Raw genomic sequence first — 23,883 nt, 5'->3', positions numbered from 1 at the left:
CGTCGGGCGCCGGCCCTAAGCTCCCCGCGAACGCTTTGGGGAGCAGATCATGGACGCGGGGATTCCGGGGACGGCGCATCGGCGGGGGCTGATGCTGATGGCGGCGGCGGCGGGGGCCAGTCTGGCCATGCCAGGGCCGCTGATGGCCGCCGCGCGGTGCGGCGGCGGCGACCTGTCGGACGTGAAGGCGGCCATCGACAAGCAGCGGCCGGAGGCGATCAAGCGCCTGCAGGACTGGATCGCCCTGCCGTCGATCGCCGCCGAGGGGCTGAACGCCCAGGAAGGCGCGCAGTACATGGCCGAGCTGCTGAAGGACGCCGGCTTCCAGCAGACGACGATCATCCAGACCGACGGCCGGCCCGGCGTGTTCGCCACCATGGACAACGGCTCGCCGCGGTCGGTGGGCATGTACCTGATGTACGATGTCAAGCAGTTCGACCCGTCGGAGTGGAGCTCGCCGCCGCTGGAGGCGCGGATCGTGGACCGGCCCGGCCTGGGCAAGGTGATGATCGGGCGCGGCGCGGTGAACCAGAAGGGGCCTGAGGCGAGCTTCCTGGCCGGGCTGCATGGGCTGCGCGCGGCCGGCCGCAAGCCGCCGGTGAACATCGTGCTGATCGCCGAGGGCGAGGAGGAGATCGCCTCGCCGCACTTCCCGCAGCTGGTGCGGCGCCCCGAGGTGCTCTCGGCGCTGGGCAAGTGCCGCGAGGTGTGGATGCCGTTCGCCTCGCAGACGCCCAAGGGCAGCGTGGAGGTGGACCTGGGCGCCAAGGGGGTGATCGAGGTGGAGCTGGTGTGCTCGACCAAGGCCTGGGGCCGGGGCGCCGAGAACGACATCCACTCGTCGTACAAGGCCGAGCTGGACAGCGCCGTCTGGCGGCTGGTGAAGGCGCTGTCGACCCTGGTGTCGGAGGACGGCAACGACCCGGCGATCGACGACTGGTTCGAGAACGTCCAGCCGCTGACCGCGCGGCAGAAGGAGCTGATCGCCGAGCAGGCGGCCAACACCAGCGAGGCCGAGCGCAAGAAGTTCCTGGGCGTGCAGACCTGGGTGCGCGACCTGCCCTACCGCCAGGCGCTGGAGCGGCTGGCCTCGCAGCCGACGGTGAACATCGAGGGCATGTACGCTGGCTACACGGGGCCGGGCGGCAAGACCATCCTGCCGTCGAAGGCCGTGGCGAAGCTGGACCTGCGGCTGGTGCCGAACCAGACCGCGGACGAGGCCGAGCGCAAGCTGAAGGCGCACCTGGCGCGGCGGGGCTACGGCGACATCTCGGTGACCCGGACGGGCGGCTACGACCCCACCCAGACCGACGAGACCTCGCCGGTGATCCAGTCGGCGCTGGAGGTCTACCGCAAGGGCGGGCTGGAGGTGGGCATGTCGCCCCGGCTGGCGGGCTCGTGGCCGGGCTACATCTTCACCGGGCCGCCGGTGAACCTGCCCGCCGCCCACTTCGGCTTCGGCCATGGGGCCCACCAGCACGCGCCCGACGAGTACTATGTGATCGAGGCCGAGAACCCGAAGCTGCGCGGCATGGCGGGCGCCAGCCTGGGCTATGTGGAGTTCCTCTACGCACTGGCGGCGAGGAGCTAGGTCGGGGCGGGCCTCGCGGTTCCCACCCCCGGCCCTGCTTGCTAGTCATGGCGGCTTCCATGAGGGGCCCTCCATGAAGTTCAAGCTTTTCGCCACAGCCGCGCTTTCGCTCGGCCTCACCGCCGTCGCGGCCGACGCCGCCGACGCCCCCAAGTGGGACGTGAACGCCCCGCCCGGCCTGACCATCCGGCAATTGCCGCTGGACGTCACCGAAGGCACCTGGATGAACCTCGACGTCAGCCCGGACGGGAAGACGATCGCCTTCGACCTGCTGGGCGACATCTATCTCATGCCGATCGGCGGCGGGACGCCCAAGCGGATCGCCGAGGGCTTGGCCTGGGAGGTCCAGCCGCGGTTCTCGCCCGACGGCAAGCGGATCGCCTTCACCTCCGACCGCGGCGGCGGCGACAACATCTGGATCATGAACGCCGACGGGTCGGACAAGCGCCAGGTGACCAAGGAGGACTTCCGGCTGGTCAACCAGCCCACCTGGAGCCCGGACGGCCGGTTCATCGCGGCGAAGAAGCACTTCACCACCGGCCGCTCGCTCGGGACCGGCGAGATCTGGCTCTACCACGTCAGCGGCGGGGCCGGCGTGCCGCTGGTCAAGCGGCCCAACGAGGTGTTCCAGAAGGAGCTGGGCGAGCCGGTCTTCGCCCCCGACGGCCAGGCGATCTACTTCGAGAAGAACGTCACCCCCGGGCCGATCTTCGAATACGCCCAGGATTCCAACACCGACCTGTTCAACATCGAGCGCTACGACCTGGCCAGCGGCGAGACGACCACCGCCGTGTCGGGGGCCGGCGGGTCGGTGCGGCCGCAGCCGTCGCCCGACGGGACCAAGATCGCCTTCGTCCGCCGCGAGCGGGCGCAGTCGAAGCTCTATGTGAAGGACCTGGCTTCGGGCGCCGAGACCAAGGTCTATGACGGCCTCGATCCCGACATGCAGGAAGGCTGGGCCGTGCTGGGCGTCTATCCCAACATGGGCTGGACGCCGGATTCCAAGAGCCTCGTCTTCTGGGCCGGCGGCCAGATCCGGCGGGTGGACGCCGACGGCGCCAACGCCGCGGTGATCCCGTTCCACGTGGCCGACAGCCGCAGCGTGATCGACCCGCCGCACCCGAAGGTCGCCGTCTCGCCCGACAGGTTCCAGACCAAGATGACCCGTTTCGCGGCGGTGTCGCCCGACGGCAAGCAGGTGGTGTTCGAGAGCCTGGGCAAGCTGTGGATCAAGCCGATGGGCGAGGGCGCGCCGAAGCGCCTGACCAAGGGCGACGAGGCGGGCTTCGAACTGTGGCCGACGTGGTCGCGCGACGGCAAGACCATCGCCTATGTGGCCTGGACCGACGCGGGCCTTGGCCAGGTGGTGACGGTGGGCGCGGCCGGCGGGACGCCGAAGGCGGTGACCCGGCATCCGGGCCATTATGCGCGGCCCGCTTTCTCGCCCGACGGCAGGACCATCGTGTTCGAGCAGAACGAGGGCGGGTTCCTCACCTCGAACCGCTGGGGCGAGAATCCCGGCGTCTACCGGATCCCGGCGGCAGGCGGCGAGGCGAGCCTGATCACCCGCGACGGCGGCGCGCCGCAGTTCGGCGCGGCCAACGACCGCCTGTTCCTGACCGCCTCGGAGAAGGGCAAGCAGCAGCTCGTCAGCGTCGACCTGAACGGCGAGGCGCGCCGCGTCCACGCCGAGGGCGAGTTGGTCAACGAATACTCGGTCGCCCCGGACGGCAAGGTCTTCGCCTTCCGCCAGAACTGGGAGGTCAGCGCCATGCCGCTGATGCCCGGGACCCAGGACGTGCCGGTCGACCTGAAGGGCGGGCCGCTGCCGGTGACGCGGATCAGCCGCGGCGGCGCCGACTGGATCCACTGGTCGAACGGCGGCGCGGAGCTGCACTGGAGCATCGGCCCGACGGTGTTCACCGCCGAGACCGCCAAGTTCTTCCCCGATGCGCCGCCGGCCAAGGACGCGCCGAAGTTCGAGCCGCCGACCTCGGGCGTGTCGCTATCGATGGAGGTGGCCGCCGACCGCCCGCACGGCGTGGTGGCCCTGACCGGCGCCAAGCTGGTGACCATGGCGGCCGACGACGGCGGGATCATCGAGGACGGCGTGGTGGTGGTGCGCGACGCGCGCATCGTGGCCGTCGGCAAGCGCGGCGCGGTGGAGATCCCGGCCGACGCCAAGGTGGTCGACGTCACCGGCAAGACCATCATCCCCGGCCTGGTCGACGCCCACGCCCACGGGCCGCAGGGCGTGGACGAACTGGTGCCGCAGCAGAACTGGTCGCTGATGGTCAACCTGGCGCTCGGGACCACGACGATCCACGACCCGTCGAACCGCGCCGCCGAGGTCTACGAGGCCGCCGAGCTGCAGCGGACCGGCAAGATCGTGGGGCCGCACATCTTCTCGACCGGCGAGCCCGTCTACGGGGCGAAGGCCGCGCGGAACTACGCCGAGATCAACAGCCTGGACGACGCCCTGGCCCACGTGCGCCGGCTGAAGGCCGAGGGCGCGCTGAGCATCAAGAACTACAACCAGCCGCGCCGCGACCAGCGCCAGCAGATCGTGGAGGCGGCCCGGCGCGAGGGGATGCAGGTGGTGGCCGAGGGCGGCTCGCTGTTCGGCCAGGACATGACCATCATCGCCGACGGCAACTCGACGCTGGAGCACAACATCCCGCAGCTCCACCTCTACGAGGACGTGCTGAGCTACTTCAGCGAGAGCAAGACCAACTACACGCCCACCCTGGTGGTGACCTTCTCCGGCCTTTCGGGCGATCCCTACTGGCGCGCGCACACCGACGTCTGGAAGCAGCCGATCGTGGCGGCGCACACCCCGCCGGCCAAGCTCGCCGCCGACACGGTGCGCCGGCCGATCGCGCCCGAGGAGGACTACGTCGACGACGACAGCGCCCGCGAGGCGCACAAGCTGGCCAAGCGCGGCGTGCACGTCTCGATCGGCGCCCACGGCCAGCAGGCCGGCATCGGCCCGCACTGGGAGCTGTGGTCGTTCGTGCGCGGCGGCATGAGCCCGATCGAGGCCTTGCGGGCCGGCACCATCGAGCCGGCGCGCTCGCTGGGCATGGACGCCGACATCGGCTCGCTGGAGCCGGGCAAGCTGGCCGACCTGGTGGTGATCGACGCCGACCCGACGACCGACATCCGCAACAGCGAGAAGGTCAGCCGCGTGATGGTGGGCGGCCGGATTTACGACTCCCTGACGCTGAACGAGGTGGTGACCGGCGACCACAAGCGCGCGCCGTGGTGGTGGGAGCAGAAGTAGCCGCGTTCAGAACGACGCGCCGAGGGTCACGAACCAGCCCTCGGCGCGCCGGTCGCCGGCCAGGCGCACGCGGTATTGAGCGGTCAGGTCCAGGTAGGAGCGCGGCGCGGCGTAGTCGCTGGCGTTGAACCATCGACGAATCTGCACGCCGGGGCCTGCGCCGAGCGCGCCCTTGCGCGCCAGGGTGTTGTCGTAGCCCGCGGCCGCGCCGACGAACGGAACGACCAGCCCATTGCGGTCGCCGTGCGGACGCAGCACGGCGCCCAGGCGGGTCTCGGCCACGGCGAGCGTCTGGTGAGCGTCCACGATGCGCGCGACGTCGGCGTAGGCGCTCCACATGGGCTGGAGGCCGGGCGGCTCGGCGACGTCGAGGCTGGTCCCGCCCGACCAGGCGGCGCGCGCCATCCAGTCGTTGCGGGCGAGGCGGCCCAGCCGGACCATGCGGCTGGCTTCCAGCACGACGTTCTGATCCGAGAGCGGCTTCCAGCGTGCGCCGATCCAGCCCTGCCGGGTCTTGCCGCCCTCGGGGTCGCCGGCCGGCGCATCCAGGGTCTCGAAGGCGCGGGCGAAGACCTCCACGGGCGCGCCATTGCGGTAGCCGAAAGGCCGGACGTAGGCCTCCAGCCCGGCCTGGGTGACGCCGCGCGCGTCACGAAAGGGGGTGACGGCGTTGGCCACGCCGGCTTCGCCGTAGCCCAGGTAGCCGTTGACGCCGAACCGGCGCGAGAGGTTGGCGTAGTCGCGGCGCAGCCCGGCCTCGGTCTGCGGAGGAAGCTCGATCTGGCCATCGCGGGCCGCGTCGAGGCCGAGGCGGAAATCGGCGAGGGCGGTGGCGTCGCGACCCCGGCGCTTGGCGGCATAGGCGGCGTCAAGCGCGGCCGCGGGCGGCAGCGAGCCGGTCTTCTGGGCGCGGGCGAAGGCGGCGAGCGCCGTGTCGTCGTCGCCGACGGCCAGGGCGGTCATGGCGAGGTCGAGGGCGGGCGAAGGCCCGAGCTCGCCCGCCGCCATCGCGGCGTCGAAACGGGTGCGGGCTTCGGCCTTGCGGCCCGCGGCGACCAGGTCGAGCACCTCGGCGCGAATGGCGTAGGCGCGGCCCTCGGCGCTGGGGGCTGGCGACTGGGCGTGAGCGGCCGCGGTCGCCATGAGGGCGGCCGAGACCGCGGCGAGGCCGAGTCGGATGGCGCGGATCATGAGGCGCGGGCCTGGCGTCGCGCGGCGCGGCGACGGGCGGCGGCGCGGGCCGGGGTCGTGAGCACGCGCGGCGGGGCGAGCGGGGACGGGGCGTCGTCGAGGACGGCCTGGATCTCGCCGCGCCGGGCGATCTGCTGGACGATGTTGCGATCGCCGAAGGCCTGGCGGATCTCCTCGAGGAAGCCCAGCGGAATGGGGCCGTCGGAGGCGACGATCAGGGCGCCGCCGCTGCGCACGCCCAGCGGCACGGTGCGGGCGCGGCGCTGGAGCGAGGAGGGCAGCAGGTGGGCGGCCTCGCGGACCTGCTGCGGCTCGAAGATGGCGCGTGGCAGGTTCGACTGGGCGGCCAGGGCCTCGGCCAGAATGTCCTCGTCGATCAGGCCGCGATCGAGCAGGACGTCGCCCAGGCGTCGGTCCGGCGCCTTGTCGGCCAGCGCCGCCTCGATCTGCCGGGCGTCCACCGCGCCCCAAGCGGCGAGCAGCTCGCCCAGCCGGCGGTGCGGCTGGTCGATGACGGCCGGAGAGGGGAAATCGTGCATGGTCTTGTCCCAGCCGAGCCTGGCCCCGGTGAGGCGGCCGACGGTGAACTGCCACACGGCCCGGATCGCCGCGGCGGCGCTGACAGCCGTGCCGACGAAGATGCGGAAGATCGAGAGCACCGCGTGCTCCCAGCCGTAGAGGCGGCCGGTGAAGTAGACGCGCTGGCCTAGGCCGACGAGGCAGGCGAAGAGGTTGAACGCCAGCAGGGCCGATATCCACGGCCGGTCGTCGAACAGGCCGACGCCGGACAGCAGCAGCATGACGACGCCGTTGGCGAGCACGAGATAGGCGACGGCCGAGACCAGCGGCGTCGCCAGCGACTTGCGATCGCGCAGGAGGAAGTAGTTGAGCGCCGGCGAGCGCGTCCAGCCGATCTGGCTCCAGCCCTGCAGCGCGATGCCCAGCGTCCAGCGCGACCGCTGACGCGTCGCCGTGCGGAAGGTGTTGGGGAAGTACTCGCGGACCGCCACCGGGGCGCGGACCGTCACCGTCTTGCGCGGCCCGAAGCCGAACAGCGTGCGCCGGACGGTGCGATAGGGCGCCGGATGGTGGACGATCACGGAGGTGAAGCCCTCCACCGCCATGCGCATGCTGACGTCATAGTCCTCGGTGAGGCTCTCGGTGTTGAAGGGGCCGTCGCGGTTGCCTTGCAGGGCTTTCAGCGTCGAACGGCGGAAGCAGGCGCCCACGCCCGCGGAGGGGACCGAGCCGGTCAGGCGGCCGCGCACGACGAGGTCCTTGGCGTGGAACTCGGCGAACTCGTCCATGTAGACGCCGGCCGTCCAGTCGAACGCTCCGCGCTCCAGAGAGATCACCGGGATCTGGACCATGTCGCGGCCCGGCAGGTGGTGGTTGAACAGGCGCAGTTCCAGCGGGTGCAGGACGTCCTCGCTGTCATGCAGCACGCAGCCCTCGAAGGTCATGTTGTGGCGGCGCTCGTAGTCGGCCACGCCGGCCATGATCGCGTTCAGGCAGTCGGCCTTGCAGGTCGGCCCCGGGTTGGGCGCGTCCACGCGGACCACCCGTGGTGTGCGGCGGCGTACACGCTCGACCTCGGCGATGGTCTCGGGGTCGTTGGGATAGACCCCGACGAAGATCACGTAGTTGTCGTAGTCGAGGGCGGCGACGGCGCTGTCGAGCATGGCCGCGATCACGTCGGCCTCGCGCCAGGCTGGGATCAGTATGGCCATCGGCGCCTCGGGCTCGGCGCGCAGCTCGTCGTCGGTGGGCCGCGGGGCGTCGCGCCTCCGGAGACGGCCCGACCAGAAGCTGGCCGAGATGAACAGGTCGTCCACCGCCCACACCGCGATGAGGAGCGCCACGGCCAGGGCGACGGCCTGGAGCACCGCGACGTATCCCGCGGCCAGGGTGTGGAGGAGGTCGGTCATCGCTAGGCCGCGAGGGTTGAGGCCTGGGCGGCCACGAAGGGCTTCACCGGGCGGCCCATGATGGAATCGACGATGCGCTCGGCGGCGGCGCCGTCGCCGTAGAGGTTGGGCGCGGCTACGGCGTGGACCTCGCCGTCGAGCAGCCGGCCGGCCTCGCGCACGATAACCTCGGCGCGGGCGCCCACGAGGCGGGCGGCGCCGGCCCGCAGCGCCTCGGGCCGCTCGGTGGCGTCGCGCATGACCAGCACGGGCCGGCCGAGCGCCGGGGCCTCCTCCTGCACGCCGCCGGAGTCGGTGAGCACCAGGGCCGCGCGCCGCATGAGGGCGACGAAGGCCAGGTAGCCCAGAGGCTCGATGAGGCGGATCTGGTCCAGCCCCCGCAGGCGGCCCATCACCTGGGCGCGAACGTGGGGGTTGAGGTGGACCGGATAGACGACCTCGACGTCGGGACGGCTGGCGAGCTGGATCAGGGCCGCGCAGATCTCGTCGAGGCCGTCGCCGAAGTTCTCGCGCCGGTGGGCGGTGACCAGCACCAGGCGTTTGGCGGGATCGAGGCCGGGCAGGGCGCGGGCCAGTTCGGCGCCGGGCGCCGGGTCGGCGGCGAGGCGCTCGCCGGCCAACTCGAGCGCGTCGAGGACGGTGTTGCCGGTGACGAGGATGCGGCCGGCCAGACGCTCGGCGCGGAGGTTGTCGGCGGCTTCCTCGGTCGGGGCCCACAGGAGGTTGGCCGCCATGTCGACGACGCGGCGGTTGAACTCCTCGGGGAACGGCTGGTCGAGGTCGCCTGTCCGCAGGCCGGCCTCGACGTGGCCCACCGGGATGTGGCGATGAAAGGCTGCCACGGCGGCGGCCATCGCCGTGGTGGTGTCGCCGTGCACCAGCACGCGGTCGGGCTCGACCCGGGCCATCACTGCGTCGAGCGCCTCGATGGCCGCGGCGGTTACGCCGTTGAGCGTCTGATCGGGTCGCATCAGCGCCAGGTCGATGTCGGGGCGAACGCCCAACTCGGCTGCAGTCTGGTCCAGCAGCTCGCGATGCTGGCCCGTGGCGCAGGCGACGGATTCGACGCCGGGCTCGCGCGCCAGCGCGCGCAGCACGGGCGCCATCTTGATGACTTCGGGCCTGGTCCCGAAGACGGATAGAATTTTCACGAACGCGTCCGTCGGATCACACGCGCCATCCCCGGCGCACGCCATGCTTTTTGCGGAACGAGGTTCCAGATCCGTTGATCTGGCGCAGTTAATTCAGGGGCTGTTACTCATATTGGGTATGCCCAAAATTTACTCAAGACTGTATTTCGCAATCCGATATAATCACGAGAACGATCGTCGAGAACACTCTAAGTTGAGTTCGTGGTCTATCCGGAGACAGGCTCGCGACGATACTTCAAGTAGGGGTGGATAAGACGGCTGGACGCCACTGCATGGCGAGCGAAAGGCCTTGATGGCTCCGAAGCCCGCCGCGCCGCGTAGCCAGCGGCCTGGCGGCGATCTTCATGGACCTTGGCGCGGCTAGCCGACCGCCATCACCTCGACCTCGGCGCCGTTGACGCTCGCCGTGTCGCCGACGGCGCGGCCCAGCAGCGCGCGGGCCAGCGGCGAGACATAGGAGACCGAGCCCTTGGCCGGATCGGCCTCGTCCTCGCCGACGATGCGGAAGGTCTGGCGGCGGCCGTCCTCGCGCTCGATCTCGACCGTGCAGCCGAACTGCACGGCGCCGGCCGCGGCGTCGGGTTCGGTGAGCTGGGCGCTGGCGCGGCGGGCCGACCAGTAGCGCAGGTCGCGGGTGGCCCGAGCCATGGCGGTGCGGTCGGCGCTGATCCCGCCGTCGGCCTGGGCGGCGGCGTAGGCGGCGCGCGCGGCCGCCAGCTCGGCCTCGATGGCGGCGAGGCCCGTGGCGGTGACGAGGTTGGCGTGCGGGGAGATCGGGCGGTCGGGCAGGTCGGCCGCCCGGGCCTCGTAGTCTTCCTCGCGGGTGAAGGCGACGGCCATCGCGTGAATCTAAGCCCACGCGCCGCGGATCGGAAGCGGTCGCTTGACTCGGCTAGGTGTTATAGTCATGTATAACACTAATGCACTGAACGGCCGGTAGGCGGCCGCAGGACCGTAGCGCGCCGATGGACCCCGAATGGAACGACAGCCAGCCGATCTATCGCCAGATCCGCGACCGGGTCGTCGCCATGGTGCTCGACGGCCTGCTCAAGGAGGGCGACCCGCTGCCGTCGGTGCGTGCGGTGGCCACCGAGAGCCGGGTCAATCCGCTGACGGTGATGAAGGCCTACCAGCAGCTCGCGGACGACGGGCTGGTGGAGAAGCGACGGGGGCTGGGGATGTTCGTCACCACGGACGCGCGCGAACGGCTGCTGGCCGGGGAGCGCGAGAAGTTCCTGGCCGAGCGGTGGCCCGAGATCCGCGCCACCATCGAGCGCCTGGGACTGACCCGGGAGCTGCTGGGCGTGATCCCGTTCAAGACGCGCGGGGAGGGCTGAGGCGATGGGCGTGATCGAAGCTCGCGGCCTCTCCAAGGCCTATGGCAAGACGCCCGCGCTCAGCGGCGTCGACTTCACGGTGGGCGAGGGCCGCATCGTCGGCCTGATCGGCCCGAACGGCGCCGGCAAGAGCACGGCCATGCAGGCGATCCTGGGCCTGATCCCGCACGACGGCGGGCTGACCGTGCTGGGCCGCGACCCCTGGACCGCGCGCGACGCGCTGATGGGCGAGGTCTCGTTCATCGCCGACGTCGCCGTGATGCCGCGCTGGATGAGGGTGTGGCAGGCGCTGGACTATATGGCCGGCGTCCACCCCCGCTTCGACCGGGCCAAGGCCGAGGGGTTCCTGGCCAAGACCACGATCCGGCGCGAGAGCCGGGTGCGGGAACTGTCGAAGGGGATGGTGACCCAGCTCCACCTGGCGCTGGTGATGGCCGTGGACGCGCGCGTCCTGGTGCTGGACGAGCCGACGCTGGGCCTCGACCTGCTCTACCGCAAGGCCTTCTACGACCAGCTGATCAACGACTATTTCGACCGCAGCCGGACGATCCTGGTCTCGACGCACCAGGTGGACGAGATCGAGCACATCCTGACCGACGTGGTGTTCCTCGACCGCGGCCGGGTGGTGCTGGACGCCAGCCTGGAGGACCTGGAGGCGCGCTTCTGCGAGCTGATGGCCGGGCCCGAGCAGGCGGCCTCGGCGCGGTCGCTGAAGCCGATCCATGAACGGCAGGTGTTCGGCCGCAGCCTGATGATCTTCGACGGCGTGGACCGCGCCCGGCTCGCCCCGCTGGGCGAGGTGCGGACGCCGGGCCTCGCCGACCTGTTCGTGGCCGTGATGGGCGGCCGGCCTCGGGAGATGGCCGGCGAGGGGAGGGCGGCATGAGCACGACCGACGACACCTTCAGCGGCTCCGCGGCCGAGCCGCGCGCGGATCACGCGCCGGCGCCCCTGCCCTGGATGCGGGTGCTCTACTGGTCGGTGCGGCGCGAGCTCTGGGAGAACCGGGCCGTGATCGTCGCGCCGCTGGCCGTGGCGGCCCTGGCGCTGGCCGGCTTCCTGCTGAGCAGCTTCACCCTGCCGCACGCCATGACGGCCATCGAAGCCGGCGATCTCAAGCGGGCCGACCGCCTGATGACCGGCCACAGCTTCGTGGCGCTGGCCGTGCTGCTGACCGGGCTCGTCGTGGCGGCGTTCTACAGCCTGGGGGCGCTGAACGGCGAGCGGCGCGACCGCAGCCTGCTGTTCTGGAAGTCGCTGCCGGTCTCGGACCTGACGACCGTGCTCTCCAAGGCCTGCGTGCCCATGGTGGTGACCCCGGTGCTGACCTACGTGATCGTGGTGGCCTGCCAGGCCGCGTTCCTGGCCTGGAGCACGGTGATCGTGGGCCTGAGCGGCCACAGCCTGCCCACGCTGTGGAAGCACGAGAACCTCGGGCTGATGTGGGTGGTGCTGCCCTACGGTCTCCTGGTCAACGCGATCTGGCAGTCGCCGCTCCACGCCTGGTTCCTGCTGGTCTCGGGCTGGGCCAGGCGCATGGCCATCGTCTGGGCGCTGGCGCCCATCGTGGGCCTGGCCGTCTTCGAGCGGGTGGCGTTCGGCACCTCGAACCTGGCGAAGCTGGGGGGCTATGCGCTGTTCGGCGGCTTCGGCGAGGCCTTCAGCGTCGAAGGCAAGGGGCAGGCGGCGATCGAGAGCTTCGGCCAGGTGGATCCCGCCCGGGTGATGGCCCTGCCCTACTTCTGGATCGCCCCGGCGGTCGCCGCCCTGCTGATCTGGGCCGCGGCGCGACGGCGCCGGTCCGCCATCCCGTTCTGATCTGAGAGGAAGGAGTCCGGCCATGCGTCCGACCCGTCTCGGCCCGTTACTCGCGCTATGCGTGCTATCGATATCAAATTCTACCCAGGCAGGCGACTACAAGCCGCCGCGAACGCCCTACGGCGCGCCCGACCTGCAGGGGATCTGGACCAACAGCTCGGTGACTATGCTGCAGCGGCCGCCGGTGACGAAGTCGCTGGTCCCCACGCCCGCCGAGGCCGCGATGATCGAGGGCGGCTTCGCCCAGTTCGTCGCCAGCGCCCTTGGTCCGGACCACGCCGATCCCGACGCGCCGGCCCTGCCGCCCGCCGAGGAGGCGCCGAACACCGAGTGGGTGGAGATGGACATGAAGCTGGCCCGCATCGACGGCCAGCCCCGCTCGTCGTGGATCGTCGAGCCGGCCGACGGACGCCTGCCGTTCACCGACGCCGGCAAGGCCGCCGCCCGCGCGGCCCAGGCGGAATCGTTCGACGGCCCCGAGGGGCGGCCCACGGCCGAGCGCTGCCTGAGCGGCATCGGCTCGCCCGAAGGACCGCCGATGATGAACACCGGCTATGACGCCAACTACCAGATCGTCCAGACGCAGGGCTTCGTCGCCATCGAGGTGGAGATGAACCACGAGGTGCGGATCGTCCGGCTGGGTCCGGCGGGGCGTCCGCCCGCCCACATCCCGGCGGCGGTGCGGCCCTGGATGGGGGATTCCATCGGCTGGTGGGAGGGCGACACCCTGGTGGTCGAGACCACCAACCTCAATCCGCGCGGCGCCTATGTGGCGAGCCTGGGCGGCGGGTTCGCCTATACGGCCGAGGCCCGCGTCCTCGAGCGGTTCACCCGCACGGCCGACGACCGGATCCTCTACGAGTTCTCCGTCGACGATCCGGCGACCTTCAAGACCCCGTGGCGGGCCGAGATGCCGTTCCGGCGCGCGGCCGGCCCGATCTACGAATACGCCTGCCACGAGGGCAACTACAGCCTGGCCAACGCGCTGTCGGGCGCGCGGGCCGAGGAGCGCGCCGCCGCCGAGGCGGCCACCCCGCCCCAAGGAGCCCATCCATGAACCTGATGCCGCCCCCCGAGGCGCCGGCCGTGCTGCGCGCCGGCGCCGTGGCCCTGCTGGTCCTGCATATCGCCGGCGGGACGGCGGGGATCGTCTTCGGCTGGACCGCCATGCTGGCCCGCAAGGGCGGCCGGATGCACCAGGTGGCCGGGACCGTCTTCCTGGTGTCGATGCTGGCCATGGCCGCGGTGGGCGCGGGCGTCTCGCCGTTCCTGCCCGAGGGGCAATGGACCAACACCACCGCGGCCATCTTCACGCTCTACCTCGTGGCCACCGGCTGGGCGGTGACGCAGCGCCGGCCCGGCGTGGTCGGCGGGTTCGAGCGGGCGGCCGTGATCGTGCCGCTGGGCCTGGCGGCCATGGGTGTGGCGTTGGCGGCGATCCACGCCGGCGGCCCACGGTTCGCAGGCTTCTCCACCGTCTTCGCCTTCGCGGCGTTCTCGGCCGTCGCCGCGGCCTGCGACCTGTCGATGATCCGCAAGGGCGGCCTCGCCGGCCCGTCCCGGATCGCGCGGCACCTGTGGCGCATGGGCGCGGCGCTGTTCGTCGCCAACGGCTCGTTCTTCCTGGGCCAGCAGAAGTTCCTGCCCGAGGCGGTGCGCGGGACCTTCCTGCCGGCGATTCCCGTCCTGGGGGTCGTCGCGCTGACGCTCTACTGGCTGGCCCGGACCCTGTGGCGCGCGCGCCGACGGCCGCAGCCCCACGCGGCCTGAGGCTTCGAACCCCCCGTACGCCGGTCGCGCTGTGCCTGAGCCTGCCGACGTCGTAAGGTGGCCTCGGCAGGGCGCATCCTGGGGGTGTTCATGGACCTGTGCGGGGCGACACGGCGGAGGCGGGGCGGTTGAACGCCCTGATGCCGCTCGCCCCGTCGCCGCAGGCGACCGACCGGAAGGTCGATTCCGGCCGCGCGCTGTTCTGGCGGCTGATCGGCATCTATTCGGCGGCCACGGGCGCGGCCGTCTCGCTGACCCTGCTTCTGGGCCTGCTGGGCCTGGAATTCACGCCCCGCCAATGGTTGATCTTCTGGATGGCGGTGCCGTTCGGCACGGCGTTCTTCACCTCGCTCGACTTCTTCGCCATCAGCCTCCATCTGCGCCCGGTGTCGAGCGTGCTCGCCGCCCTGGACCGCGGCGAGCGGCCCAGCGACGCGGCGCTGGGGGCGGCCGTGGTGCGGGCGCTGAACCTTCCCCAGATGTCGGCGGTGCGGGTGATCGCCCTGCACGGCCCGGCGGCGACCCTGTCGCTGGTGGGGGTGATCGTGGTCCTGAACACCTTCTTCCAGGCCGGGATCGCCATGTGGCAGCTGGTGGCGCTGGGAACGATGATCTTCGTCTTCGCCTCGCCGGCGCACGCGATCTTCGAGTTCTTCGCCGTCAGCAAGGCCATCGAGCCGGTGGCGATCCGCCTGTGGCGCGCGCTGGACGGGCCCATCCCGCCCGAGCAGGCGAAGCGCCTGATCGCGGTGCCGTTGCGCAACAAGGTGCTGTTCCTGGCGGTGTTCGTCTCGTCGCTGCCGCTGGTGTTCGCGGTGGCCTCGTTCCTGTTCAAGTTCGACCGGATGCTCCAGGCCCATGGCTTCGTGGTGCCGGCGGGCGAGCTGACGTCGCTTTACCTATGGGGCAGCGGGGTGGTGCTCGTCTGCGTCGTGGGGGCGGTGGCCATGGCGATCCTGACCGCGCGCGAGGTCAGCCACTCGGCGGCGCGGCTGGTGGACGCCATGCGCCACGTGGAGGGCGGCCGGCTGGACGAGGCCGAGCTCGACGTGCTGACCACCGACGAATACGCCGAGATCAACCGCGGCTTCTCCCTGATGCTCGACGCCCTGCGCGAGGAGCAGCAGATCCTGGAGGTGACCCAGGACCTCGCCGGCGAGCTGCTGCTGGAGGTGCTGATCGCGCGTATCATGACGGCGACGACGCAGCTCCTGAACGCCGAACGCGCCTCGCTGTTCGTCTACGACGAGAAGGCCGACGAGCTGTTCACCCTCTACGCCGACGGGCTGGAGACACGGCAGATCCGGGTGTCGACGGCCAGCGGCATCGCCGGGGCGGTGTTCACCACCGGCCGCACCGAGAACATCTCCGACCCCTACGCCGACGCGCGCTTCAACCGCGACGTGGATCAGCGCACGGGCTTCGTGACCCGCAGCATCCTGTGCGTGCCGATCACCAACAAGGCCGGGGCGCGAGTGGGCGTGGCCCAGGCGCTGAACAAGCGCGGCGGCGCCTTCACGGCCAAGGACGAGTCGCGCCTGAAGGCCTTCGCGGCGCAGGTGGCGGTGAGCCTGGAGAACGCCAAGCTGTTCGACGACGTGCTGACCACCAAGAACTACAACGAGAGCATCCTGAAGAGCACGTCGAACGGCATCGTCACCCTGGACGCCGACGGCAAGGTGGTGACGGTCAACGATGCGGCCCAGGCGCTGCTGGGCGCGCCGCGCGAGGCCATGGCCGGCAAGCCCGCCGAGGTGGCGTTCTGGGGCGACAACGACTGGATCCTGGAGAGCCTCGGCAAGACCCAGGCGACCGGCGAGACGGCGCTGGCCATCGACGCCGAGATCCGCCGCCCGGACGGAACCGGCGCGACGGTGAACCTCACCGCCATGCCGCTGATCGACGCCGGCGAGGCGCGTATCGGCTCGATGCTGGTGCTGGAGGACATCACCGAGGAGAAGCGCATCCGCTCCACCATGAGCCGCTACATGAGCAAGGAGGTGGCCGACCAGCTGCTGGCCGCCGGCGAGCTGGAGCTGGGCGGCAAGGAGCAGAAGGTGACGGTGATGTTCACCGACGTGCGCGGCTTCACCGCCATCGCCGAGGCGCTGGGGCCGCGCCAGACGGTGTCGCTGCTGAACGCCTATTTCACCGAGATGGTCGAGGTGATCTTCGACCACGGCGGCATCCTCGACAAATACATCGGCGACGGGATGATGGCCCTGTTCGGCGCGCCGCTGGTGGGCGACGGCGACGCCGACAACGCGCTGGCCGCGGCCGACGCCATGATGGGCCGACTGGCCGTCCTGAACGCCCGGCGCGCCGAGGCGGGCGAGGCGGCGCTGGCCATCGGCATCGGCTTCTCCACCGGCCCCACGGTGGTGGGCAACATCGGCTCGGCCCGGCGCCTCGACTACACGGTGATCGGCGACACGGTGAACCTCGCCTCGCGGCTGGAAGGCGCGACCAAGCAGTACCGCGCCGGCGTGCTGCTGTCGGAGATGACGGTGCGCGACCTGAAGGGACCGGCGATCCTGCGCGAGATCGACCTGATGCGGGTGAAGGGCAAGGACCGGCCGGTGGCGGTCTACGAGTCGCTGGGCTACCGGGCGGGCGAGCCCGCGCTGACCGCGCTGCTCGACCTGCACGCCGCCGGCCTCGCGGCCTATCGCGACCGCGACTGGGCGCGGGCGGCCGCGGCCTTCGACGCGGCGCTGGAGCTCTATCCCGACGATGGGCCCGCCGGGGTCTACCGCGAGCGCTGCGCCGTGCTGGCCGCGACCCCGCCGCCCGCCGACTGGGACGGCGTCTGGAACCTCACCGAGAAGTAGCCATGGCCTACGACCGTTCGCTCGCCGCCGAGATGCGGGCCCTGATGGCCGGGCGGCCCGGCGTGATCGAGAAGGCGATGTTCGGCGGCCGCTCCTGGATGCTGAACGGCAACATGGTCTGCGGCGTGGGCGAGGCCCGCTTCATGTTCCGGGTGGGCAAGGACCGCATGGCCGAGGCGCTGGCCCGCAGCGGCGCCGAGCCGGTGGTGTTCGGCGACCGGACCATGGGCGGCTTCGTCTGGGTCGACCCCGACGCGGCGCTGGAGGACGGCCTGGAGGACTGGATCGCCTTCGCCTGGGCCTTCGCCGCCTCGCTGCCGCCGAAGTAGGGCCGTCCGGACGATCCGGCGGGCTTGTCCGGACACGATCGCGGTTGCGGCGGCGGCGACAGCGGCGGCATCACCGCGCCATGACCACCCCGACCCAAGCCGCCGCCCCGCCGCCCGCCCGGACCTTCGCGAGCGAAGCCCTCGACATGGCTCGCACGATCGCCTGGGCCCTGGCGATCGCCCTCGTCGCGCGGATCTTCATCTTCCAGCCCTGCACCATTCCCTCCGATTCCATGGAGCCCACGGTGCGCACCGGCGACTACATCCTGGTCTCCAAGTGGGACTACGGCTTCAGCCGCGCCTCCATCCCCTTCAACCCGCCACTGTTCCACGGCCGGCTCTTCGGCCGCGACCCGATGCGCGGCGACGTGGTGGTCTTCCGCCTGCCGCGCGACCCCAACGTCGATTACATCAAGCGGGTGATCGGCCTGCCCGGCGACCGCGTGCAGCTGAAGGACGGGGTGGTCTATGTGAACGGCAAGGCGATCCCGCGGACGCCGGGCGGGGTGACCCACGATCCCGGCCTCGGCGACCTGGCGGTGACCCGCTATTTCGAGCCCCGCGCGCGCGGCGGCGACTACGTCACCTGGGACCAGGGGCCGGGCCACGACGGCGACGACACCGGGGTCTACCGCGTGCCGGAAGGCAGCTACTTCATGCTGGGCGACAACCGCGACAACTCGCTCGACAGCCGCTGGCCCGAGGCGGTGGGCGTGGGGTTCGTGCCGGCCGAGAACCTGGTGGGCCGCGCGCGGCTCTCGCTGATCTCCTGGCGCTACGGGGCCTCGATCATGAAGCCCTGGACCTGGATCGCCGGCCTTGAGCCCGACCGCTTCTTCCGGGTGCTGCGTTAGCGGTGAAGCCCGGCGCGGTACTCGGCGAGGCTGACGGCGCCGTCGTGATCGGCGTCGAGGCGGGCCAGTTCGGCGGCGGTGACCCGGCCGTCGCCGTTGGCGTCGAGCCGGGCGAAGTCGCCGGGCGGGCCGGTGCGGGCGAGCGAGGGCGCGGCCGCGGCGGCCACGGCGGCGGCCACCAGGGCGCCGGCGGCGGCGAGCGGCAGGCGGCGCGGGCGGACCACGGGCCGGGGCTCGATCCGGCCCTCGATGAAGCCGCGCAGGGCCTCGCTCGCCGACACGCCGTCGTCGCGGCAGCGGGCCATGAAGGCCAGCTTGGTCGGGTGGGGCAGGCGGATCTCGAGCGTTTCGCTCTTCTTCAGGGGTCGGGTCATGGAAGGCGTCGCCGGCGTCGAGCTTGGAAAGGCTCAGTCAAGCTCATCTGACGCCGGGATCGTAGCGGAATCGTGTCCGGACACGTGCGGCGCGTAGGGGCCGAAGGCGGCCAGGACGCGGTCGGCCTCGCTCCAGGGGTCGGTGACGAACACCGAATACAGCCCGGTCGGCTCGACGCGGACGACCACATGGCCCGACACGCTGGCGGCCTTGCGCAGGAACCGGTCGCCCACCTTCAGCGCCTCGGGTGTGACCTGGGTGAGGAACAGCTCGCGCGGCCCCGGATAGAGCCGCGGGCCGGTCATCCGCTCCAGCGGCTTCAGGTCGGGGTGGGTGACGTGCCAGGGCGTGACCACCCAGACGCGCGGGCGCAGGGCGGCCACGGCGGCCGCGCCGACGGCGTCGTAGTAGCCGTGGTGGCAGGCTACGGCCACGTCGACCGGGCCGCAGGCGCGGGCGGCCGCGCCCTCGATGTCGGCCCAGGGCAACGCGCCGTCGGAGGTCTCGGCGGTCAGGTCGCCGCCGCAGAACCAGGCGAAGCCGGCGTAGCCGATCCGCAGGGCCACCGAGGCCATGTTCTCGGTCGGCCGGTCCTGCGGCGCCAGCGCGGCGAGCGGCGGGAAGGTCGCGCGCGCCGTGGTCCCCCGGCCGGTCCAGACGCGGCCGTTGGCGGCCAGGACGCGGGCCTCGAAACCGGGGAAGTCACGGGGGCGCCGGCGCAGGACGAGCTGGTCGGCGCGGCCGGGCTCCAGGCGGCCGTTGGCCAGACCCGCGGCGGCGCGAGCCTTCAGGAAGGCCAGGTAGTTGGCCGCGAACGGGGCGTCGATCGGCGGCAGGTCGGCGTAGTCGGGCCAGCCGCGGTCGAAGACCTGGCGGATGGGCAGGCCGGCGGCCACGTCGCTGACCCCGGTCAGGCGATAGGCCCCGCCGGGCGCGGGCGGGCTCCGCGGCGTCACGTCGCCGATGTGGTCGGGGTGGATGTGGGTGGCCACGAAATAGTCGAGGCCCGCGTCGGGGTCGGGCAGGCGCCGCCGCGCGTAGCGGGCGATCCACTCGCCCGGGCGGCGCGTCCCATCGGGCCGGGGCGCGGTGGACATCTCCGGCGGGCTGGCGGTGGCCCCGGCGTCGACCATCAGACCCGTGCCGTCCGGCCCGATCACCAGCGTGCAGTCGCCCCGGCCGGTGGCGAGGTGGTGGATCTCCAGCGTCCCCGGCCGCCACGGCGAAAGCCGCCCGCCCGCCTGGGCCTGCGCGCGGGGCGCCGCGGCCAGGGCGGCCAGGCCGCCCAGCACCGCGCGCCGGGCGACCCGGGCCATCAGAACCGCCCGCGCAGGGTGACGCCGTAGGTGCGCGGCTCGCCCAGGTATTCGGCCAGCACGCCCTGGGTCGAGGGCGTCAGCACATAGTCCTTGTCGGCGAGGTTGCGGCCCCAGACCGTGACGCTCCAGGCGCCGTCGGCGGCCTCGTAGCCCAGCGAGGCGTTGACCAGGGAATAGCTGTCGATGTGCAGGTTCGGGTCCTTGGTGGCGCCGGTGTAGTAGCCGTCGGTGTACGACCAGCTCGCCGCGCCGATCAGGTAGCCCGAGGCGAGCGGGGCGTGCAGGTCGGCCGCGAGCGAGCCCTTGTTGCGCGGCGACGAGCCCAGCGGGTGGCCGGTGTTGTCGGCGCCGCCCGGGATGACGAAGTCGTCGTAGCGGGTGTCGAGGTAGCCGTAGGTGGCCATCAGGTTCAGCCAGGCGGTGGGGCGCACGGTCAGCTCGACCTCGACGCCCTTCACCGTGGCCTTGGCGGCGTTGGTGATGGTGAGCACCCGGGTCAGGCCGTTGAAGAACAGCTCCTGCTTGTCCTTGTAGTCCATCTGGAAGACCGAGGCGTTCAGGCGCAGGCGATCCCCCAGCCACTGCGACTTCACCCCCAGCTCGTAGTTGGTCACCTTCTCGGGGTTGAACGGCTGGGTGAGGGCGGTGAGCGACGAGGCGTCGGTGTTGAAGCCGCCGGCCGTGTAGCCGCGGGTGACGCTGGCGTAGACCCGGGCGTCGGGCGTGGCCTTCCAGGTCAGCACCGCGCGGGGGGTGACCTCGCCCCACGAGGCCTTGAGGTCGCTGGCGGCGAAGCTGCCGGTGGCCGGGCGCACGAAGTCGGTTCGGTTCAGCGAGGCGGTCTTGCGGTCGTGGGTGTAGCGGGCGCCCAGCGTCAGGTCGAAGGCCTCGCCCAGGTGGACCACGCCGTCGGCGAAGACCGCATAGCTCGTGGTCTTCACGGCCTGGTCGGTGAGGACGTCGGCGACCCGTGCGCCGGTGACGGCGGCCAGCGACATGGTGCGAAGCTGGCGCTTGGCGTCCTCGTCGGCGAAATAGACCCCGGCCACGAAGTCGCCCCGGTCCCACTTGGGACTGGCGTAGCGCAGCTCCTGGGAGAACAGCCCGACCCGGTCGACGTCGCGGTTGACCGCCTGGGAGGACGTACCGGTCAGGAACGTGTAGCTGGCGCCCGTGCCGGCATAGTCCTCGCCCGACTGCGACCAGCGATAGCCGGTGACCGAGGTGACCTCGCCGACCGGGGCGCTCCAGTAGAGCCGCGCCGAAGCGCCCCACTGGTTGCGCGCGAAGTCCTGCGGGAAGCCCAGTTCGGAGGTGCGGCGGTTCCCGTCCGATCCGGCGGCCTTGGACGAGAGCGTGCGGCCGCCGTTGTGGTCCTCGTTGTAGTCGGCGCCCAGCAGGGCCTCGAGGGTGTCGGTGGCCTGCAGCCGCAGCTGGGCGCGCAGGGTGCGGCTGTCGAGATCGTCCTCCTCGGCGCCGGTCAGCCGGTCGCGGCCGTAGCCGTCGTGGACCTTGATCGAGCCTGCGAGCCGCACGGCGGCGCGGTCGCCCAGGGCGGCGTCGACCAGGGCGTCGGCCCGGTAGAGGCCGTAGTTGCCGGTCTCGCCGCGCGCCATGGCGCTGGTTTCCCCGAAGGCCGGCTTGCCGGTGTCGATCACGATGGCGCCGCCGGTGACGTTGCGGCCGAACAGGGTGCCCTGCGGCCCCTTCAGCACCTGCACCGAGCGCAGGCCGAACAGCTCGAACGAGGCGGCGCTGTTGCGCGGGATGAACAGGTCGTCGACCACCACGGCGACGGGCTTGTTGGCGCCGATCTGGGTGAAGGTGTTGCTGGCCCCGCGCACGGCGATCGTCGGGCTGGAGTAGTTGAACGCCGAGACCAGCAGGCCGGGTGTCAGCCGCGAGATGTCGCGCAGGCTGTCGAGGCGGTAGGCGTCCAGCGCCCGGCCGGAGAAGGCGGTCAGCGTGATGGGCACGGTCTGGGCGGCTTCCTCGCGCTTCTGCGCCGTCACCACGACGGTCTCGAGGGCCGTGGGCGACGGGTCGGCGGCCCCGGCGGGCGCGGCGCCGGCCGGGGGAAAGCCCAGCACGATCACGCCGCCCGAGTCGGAGAGGATGGCCAGGCCCGTGCCCGCGATGAGCTGGCGCAGGGCGGCGCGGGCGTCGAGGGCGCCCTTGAGGGCCGGGGTGCTGACGCCGCGCAGCCGGTCGGCCGGCGCCACGATCTGCAGGCCCGCCTGCCGGGCGAACTGGGGGATCGCCGTCACCGCCGGCTGGGCGGGCACGTCGAACACCCGTTGCTGGGCGAGGGCGGGCGTCGCCGCCGCCAGGATCATCGCCAGGGCCGCGCCGCAGCCCCACATCCGCCTCGAAAGCCTCGACACATCCGCCCCCTGTTCCGCTCGGACGCGCGGCCCGCGCCGCCGTCTCATGGGGTTCGATGCCCCGCCGCCGGATTTCCGCCACCCGCGGCCAAGCTTTTTTCGCGCGGCGCTCAGGAGCGCGGGTCGAGGCGCAGGCCGTCGGGCTCGGAGGTCACCTTGAGATCAAGGCTGAGCGCCGCGGCGCGGGCGAAGCCGTCGGGGTCGCTCATGGAGAAGAGGCCGGTCACCCGCATCGCCGCCACCGCCGGATCGGCGATGCGGATGCGCCGGTCGGTGTAGCGGGCGTATTCGCCGGCCGCCTCGGCGAGCGTCAGGCCGTCGAGGTCGAGCATGCCCTGGCGCCAGGCGGTCGCGCGCTCGGCGCCGCCGGCCGGCAGGGTCACCGGCGCCAGCGGCCGGCTCGCGGCCACGGTCACGGCGCGGTCGGCGGCGAGGCGGACCGGCGAGGCGTCGCCGCGGCGGACTTCGACCACGCCCTCGCGCACCATCACGACGACCTCGTCGTCCGGCAGGATGCGGACGGTGAAGCTGGTGCCCACGGCGCGCACGCGCACGGGGCCGGCGACCACGTCGAACGGCCGCGCCGCGTCCTTGGCCACGTCGAACAGGGCCTCGCCCCGGATCAGGACCACGCGGCGCACCTTGTCGCCATAGGCCTGGCGCACGGCCGTGTCGGTGTTCAACGTGACGGCCGAGCCGTCGCTCAGGGCCACGCGCCGCACGTCGCCCTTGTGGGTGGCCACCCGCCCGTTCAACCGCGACAGCGCGAAGACGCCGGCGCCGGCGAACCCCGCGGCGAGCAGGCCGCCGGCCCCGGCCAGGAACCGCCGCCGGCTGCGGCGGCGGGCCTCGGGGTGGCGCGCGGGGACGAAGTCGTCGCCCAGGGCGCGGGCGCGGTCGAAATGGGCGCTGACCGCGCGGGCGCGGGCGTAGGCGCCGGCGCGGCGCGGGTCGGCGGCGGCCCAGGCGTCGAGCTCGGCCTGCTCGGCCTCGCTGAGCGGTCCACGGTCGACGCGCGCGGCCCAGTCGGCGGCCGTCGCGTCAATCGCGGCTGCGCGCTCTCGCATCTTCGGCGGGGGGTTCGGTTCGGGCGCCACGTTTCCTAGATGCCGCGATACGGCCGCTTCCGCCACGTCCCATCGCATTCATCACCTGGCGCAGGCCCCGGCCGATGTGCTTTTCGACTGTGCTTTCCGAGAGGCCCATGCGCGCGGCCACCTCCTTCTGCGACAGGCCAAGCACCTTGCGCAGGGTGAAGGCCTCGCGACACTTGGCGGGCAGGGCGGCGATCAGGGCGGCCACGCGCCCCAGCTCCTGGCGGTCGGCCAGCACCACGTCGGCGCCGGGTTGATCGTCGGGGATCTCCAGGCTGTCGGCGGCCGCCAGGGTCTCGAAGGCGATCACGCGCCGCCGGCGAAGGGCCTGCAGGATCACCGTCTTGGCGACCTGGAACATGTAGGTGCGCGGGTTGACGATGTGGTCCACCCGCTCCAGCCCGGCCAGCACCGCGTAGGTCTCCTGAACGATGTCGTCGACCTCGAGGTGGAAACGCGGCTGGCGCGCCAGCCATGCGCGCAGCGCGGGTTCCGCCGGCAGGGCATGCCGGGCCAGCCAGACCGCCCGTTCGTCGGACACCGCGCCCATGCTTCGGCCGATACCAGCCGGCTGTGACAGTTGCACGCGGCCGGCGCGATCATGTCCGGACCGGCGCATTCGGCGCCT

General features: G+C 72.1%; 19 protein-coding genes. 10 read left to right on the top strand and 9 right to left on the bottom strand.

Features of this window, described 5'->3' with window-relative positions; genetic code table 11:
* The first annotated feature begins 49 nt into the window (after nucleotides 1-49).
* Nucleotides 50-1,591, top strand: coding sequence for a M20/M25/M40 family metallo-hydrolase (locus GC203_RS17165; RefSeq protein WP_293457117.1), 1,542 nt, complete (start codon nucleotides 50-52; stop codon nucleotides 1,589-1,591).
* Nucleotides 1,592-1,664: 73 nt separating this feature from the next.
* Nucleotides 1,665-4,874 (top strand): amidohydrolase family protein, encoded by a 3,210-nt coding sequence (locus GC203_RS17160; RefSeq protein WP_293457116.1) that lies wholly within the window; start codon nucleotides 1,665-1,667, stop codon nucleotides 4,872-4,874.
* A gap of 6 nt (nucleotides 4,875-4,880) precedes the next feature.
* Here the strand turns inward: GC203_RS17160 and GC203_RS17155 are convergent, their stop codons facing one another.
* The 4 genes from GC203_RS17155 to greA form a co-directional block, all read right to left on the bottom strand.
* Nucleotides 4,881-6,065: a hypothetical protein gene (locus tag GC203_RS17155; protein ID WP_293457115.1), complete on the bottom strand. Its 1,185-nt coding sequence runs from the start codon at nucleotides 6,063-6,065 to the stop codon at nucleotides 4,881-4,883.
* Nucleotides 6,062-7,993 carry a glycosyl transferase family protein gene (locus GC203_RS17150; protein WP_293457113.1) on the bottom strand — a complete coding sequence of 644 codons (1,932 nt, stop codon included), beginning with the start codon at nucleotides 7,991-7,993 and terminating at the stop codon, nucleotides 6,062-6,064. Before GC203_RS17150 ends, GC203_RS17155 begins: the two co-directional genes overlap by 4 nt.
* Nucleotides 7,994-7,995: 2 nt before the next feature.
* Nucleotides 7,996-9,144, bottom strand: coding sequence for a UDP-N-acetylglucosamine 2-epimerase (non-hydrolyzing) (gene wecB / locus GC203_RS17145; RefSeq protein ID WP_293457111.1), 1,149 nt, complete (start codon nucleotides 9,142-9,144; stop codon nucleotides 7,996-7,998).
* A 360-nt stretch (nucleotides 9,145-9,504) separates the two neighbouring features.
* Nucleotides 9,505-9,984, bottom strand: a complete 480-nt coding sequence (greA, locus tag GC203_RS17140) for a transcription elongation factor GreA (RefSeq protein WP_293457109.1) — start codon at nucleotides 9,982-9,984, stop codon at nucleotides 9,505-9,507.
* Nucleotides 9,985-10,109: 125 nt separating this feature from the next.
* On the opposite strand from greA, the gene GC203_RS17135 reads away from it, so the two are divergent.
* The 8 genes from GC203_RS17135 to lepB all read left to right on the top strand — a co-directional run bounded on the left by GC203_RS17135 (nucleotide 10,110) and on the right by lepB (nucleotide 18,083).
* Nucleotides 10,110-10,481 (top strand): GntR family transcriptional regulator, encoded by a 372-nt coding sequence (locus GC203_RS17135; protein WP_293457107.1) that lies wholly within the window; start codon nucleotides 10,110-10,112, stop codon nucleotides 10,479-10,481.
* Between the two features lie 10 nt (nucleotides 10,482-10,491).
* Nucleotides 10,492-11,367 carry an ABC transporter ATP-binding protein gene (locus GC203_RS17130; protein WP_293457105.1) on the top strand — a complete coding sequence of 292 codons (876 nt, stop codon included), beginning with the start codon at nucleotides 10,492-10,494 and terminating at the stop codon, nucleotides 11,365-11,367.
* On the top strand, nucleotides 11,364-12,299 hold the full coding sequence (locus GC203_RS17125; protein WP_293457103.1) for a hypothetical protein: 936 nt from the start codon (nucleotides 11,364-11,366) through the stop codon (nucleotides 12,297-12,299). The genes GC203_RS17130 and GC203_RS17125 overlap by 4 nt, the downstream gene beginning before the upstream one ends.
* 61 nt (nucleotides 12,300-12,360) lie before the next feature.
* Nucleotides 12,361-13,356: a hypothetical protein gene (locus GC203_RS17120; RefSeq protein WP_293457102.1), complete on the top strand. Its 996-nt coding sequence runs from the start codon at nucleotides 12,361-12,363 to the stop codon at nucleotides 13,354-13,356.
* Nucleotides 13,353-14,069 (top strand): hypothetical protein, encoded by a 717-nt coding sequence (locus GC203_RS17115; RefSeq protein WP_293457099.1) that lies wholly within the window; start codon nucleotides 13,353-13,355, stop codon nucleotides 14,067-14,069. Before GC203_RS17120 ends, GC203_RS17115 begins: the two co-directional genes overlap by 4 nt.
* 140 nt (nucleotides 14,070-14,209) lie before the next feature.
* Nucleotides 14,210-16,900 (top strand): adenylate/guanylate cyclase domain-containing protein, encoded by a 2,691-nt coding sequence (locus GC203_RS17110; protein ID WP_293457097.1) that lies wholly within the window; start codon nucleotides 14,210-14,212, stop codon nucleotides 16,898-16,900.
* Nucleotides 16,901-16,902: 2 nt separating this feature from the next.
* Nucleotides 16,903-17,229, top strand: coding sequence for a TfoX/Sxy family protein (locus tag GC203_RS17105; protein ID WP_293457094.1), 327 nt, complete (start codon nucleotides 16,903-16,905; stop codon nucleotides 17,227-17,229).
* Between the two features lie 80 nt (nucleotides 17,230-17,309).
* Nucleotides 17,310-18,083 (top strand): signal peptidase I, encoded by a 774-nt coding sequence (lepB, locus tag GC203_RS17100; RefSeq protein ID WP_293457091.1) that lies wholly within the window; start codon nucleotides 17,310-17,312, stop codon nucleotides 18,081-18,083.
* On the opposite strand, the gene GC203_RS17095 is transcribed toward lepB, so the two are convergent.
* From GC203_RS17095 to GC203_RS17075, 5 genes are all read right to left on the bottom strand, one after another.
* Nucleotides 18,080-18,457, bottom strand: coding sequence for a hypothetical protein (locus GC203_RS17095; RefSeq protein ID WP_293457088.1), 378 nt, complete (start codon nucleotides 18,455-18,457; stop codon nucleotides 18,080-18,082). The genes lepB and GC203_RS17095 overlap by 4 nt on opposite strands.
* Nucleotides 18,458-18,490: 33 nt before the next feature.
* On the bottom strand, nucleotides 18,491-19,774 hold the full coding sequence (locus tag GC203_RS17090; RefSeq protein WP_293457085.1) for an MBL fold metallo-hydrolase: 1,284 nt from the start codon (nucleotides 19,772-19,774) through the stop codon (nucleotides 18,491-18,493).
* A complete protein-coding gene (locus GC203_RS17085) occupies nucleotides 19,774-22,161 on the bottom strand; it encodes a TonB-dependent receptor (protein WP_293457082.1) in 2,388 nt (795 codons plus the stop codon). Before GC203_RS17085 ends, GC203_RS17090 begins: the two co-directional genes overlap by 1 nt.
* 110 nt (nucleotides 22,162-22,271) lie before the next feature.
* Nucleotides 22,272-23,228 (bottom strand): FecR domain-containing protein, encoded by a 957-nt coding sequence (locus tag GC203_RS17080; RefSeq protein ID WP_293457080.1) that lies wholly within the window; start codon nucleotides 23,226-23,228, stop codon nucleotides 22,272-22,274.
* Complete coding sequence (locus tag GC203_RS17075) at nucleotides 23,203-23,805, bottom strand: RNA polymerase sigma factor (protein ID WP_293457077.1); 603 nt, start codon at nucleotides 23,803-23,805, stop codon at nucleotides 23,203-23,205. The genes GC203_RS17080 and GC203_RS17075 overlap by 26 nt, the downstream gene beginning before the upstream one ends.
* Between the last annotated feature and the right edge of the window lie 78 nt (nucleotides 23,806-23,883).

Origin of the sequence: Phenylobacterium sp. (genome assembly GCF_016124325.1) — a bacterium.
Classification (GTDB): domain Bacteria; phylum Pseudomonadota; class Alphaproteobacteria; order Caulobacterales; family Caulobacteraceae; genus Phenylobacterium.
The sequence above is the reverse complement of the archived record's forward strand: the minus strand, read 5'-3'. Positions and strand labels throughout refer to the sequence as shown.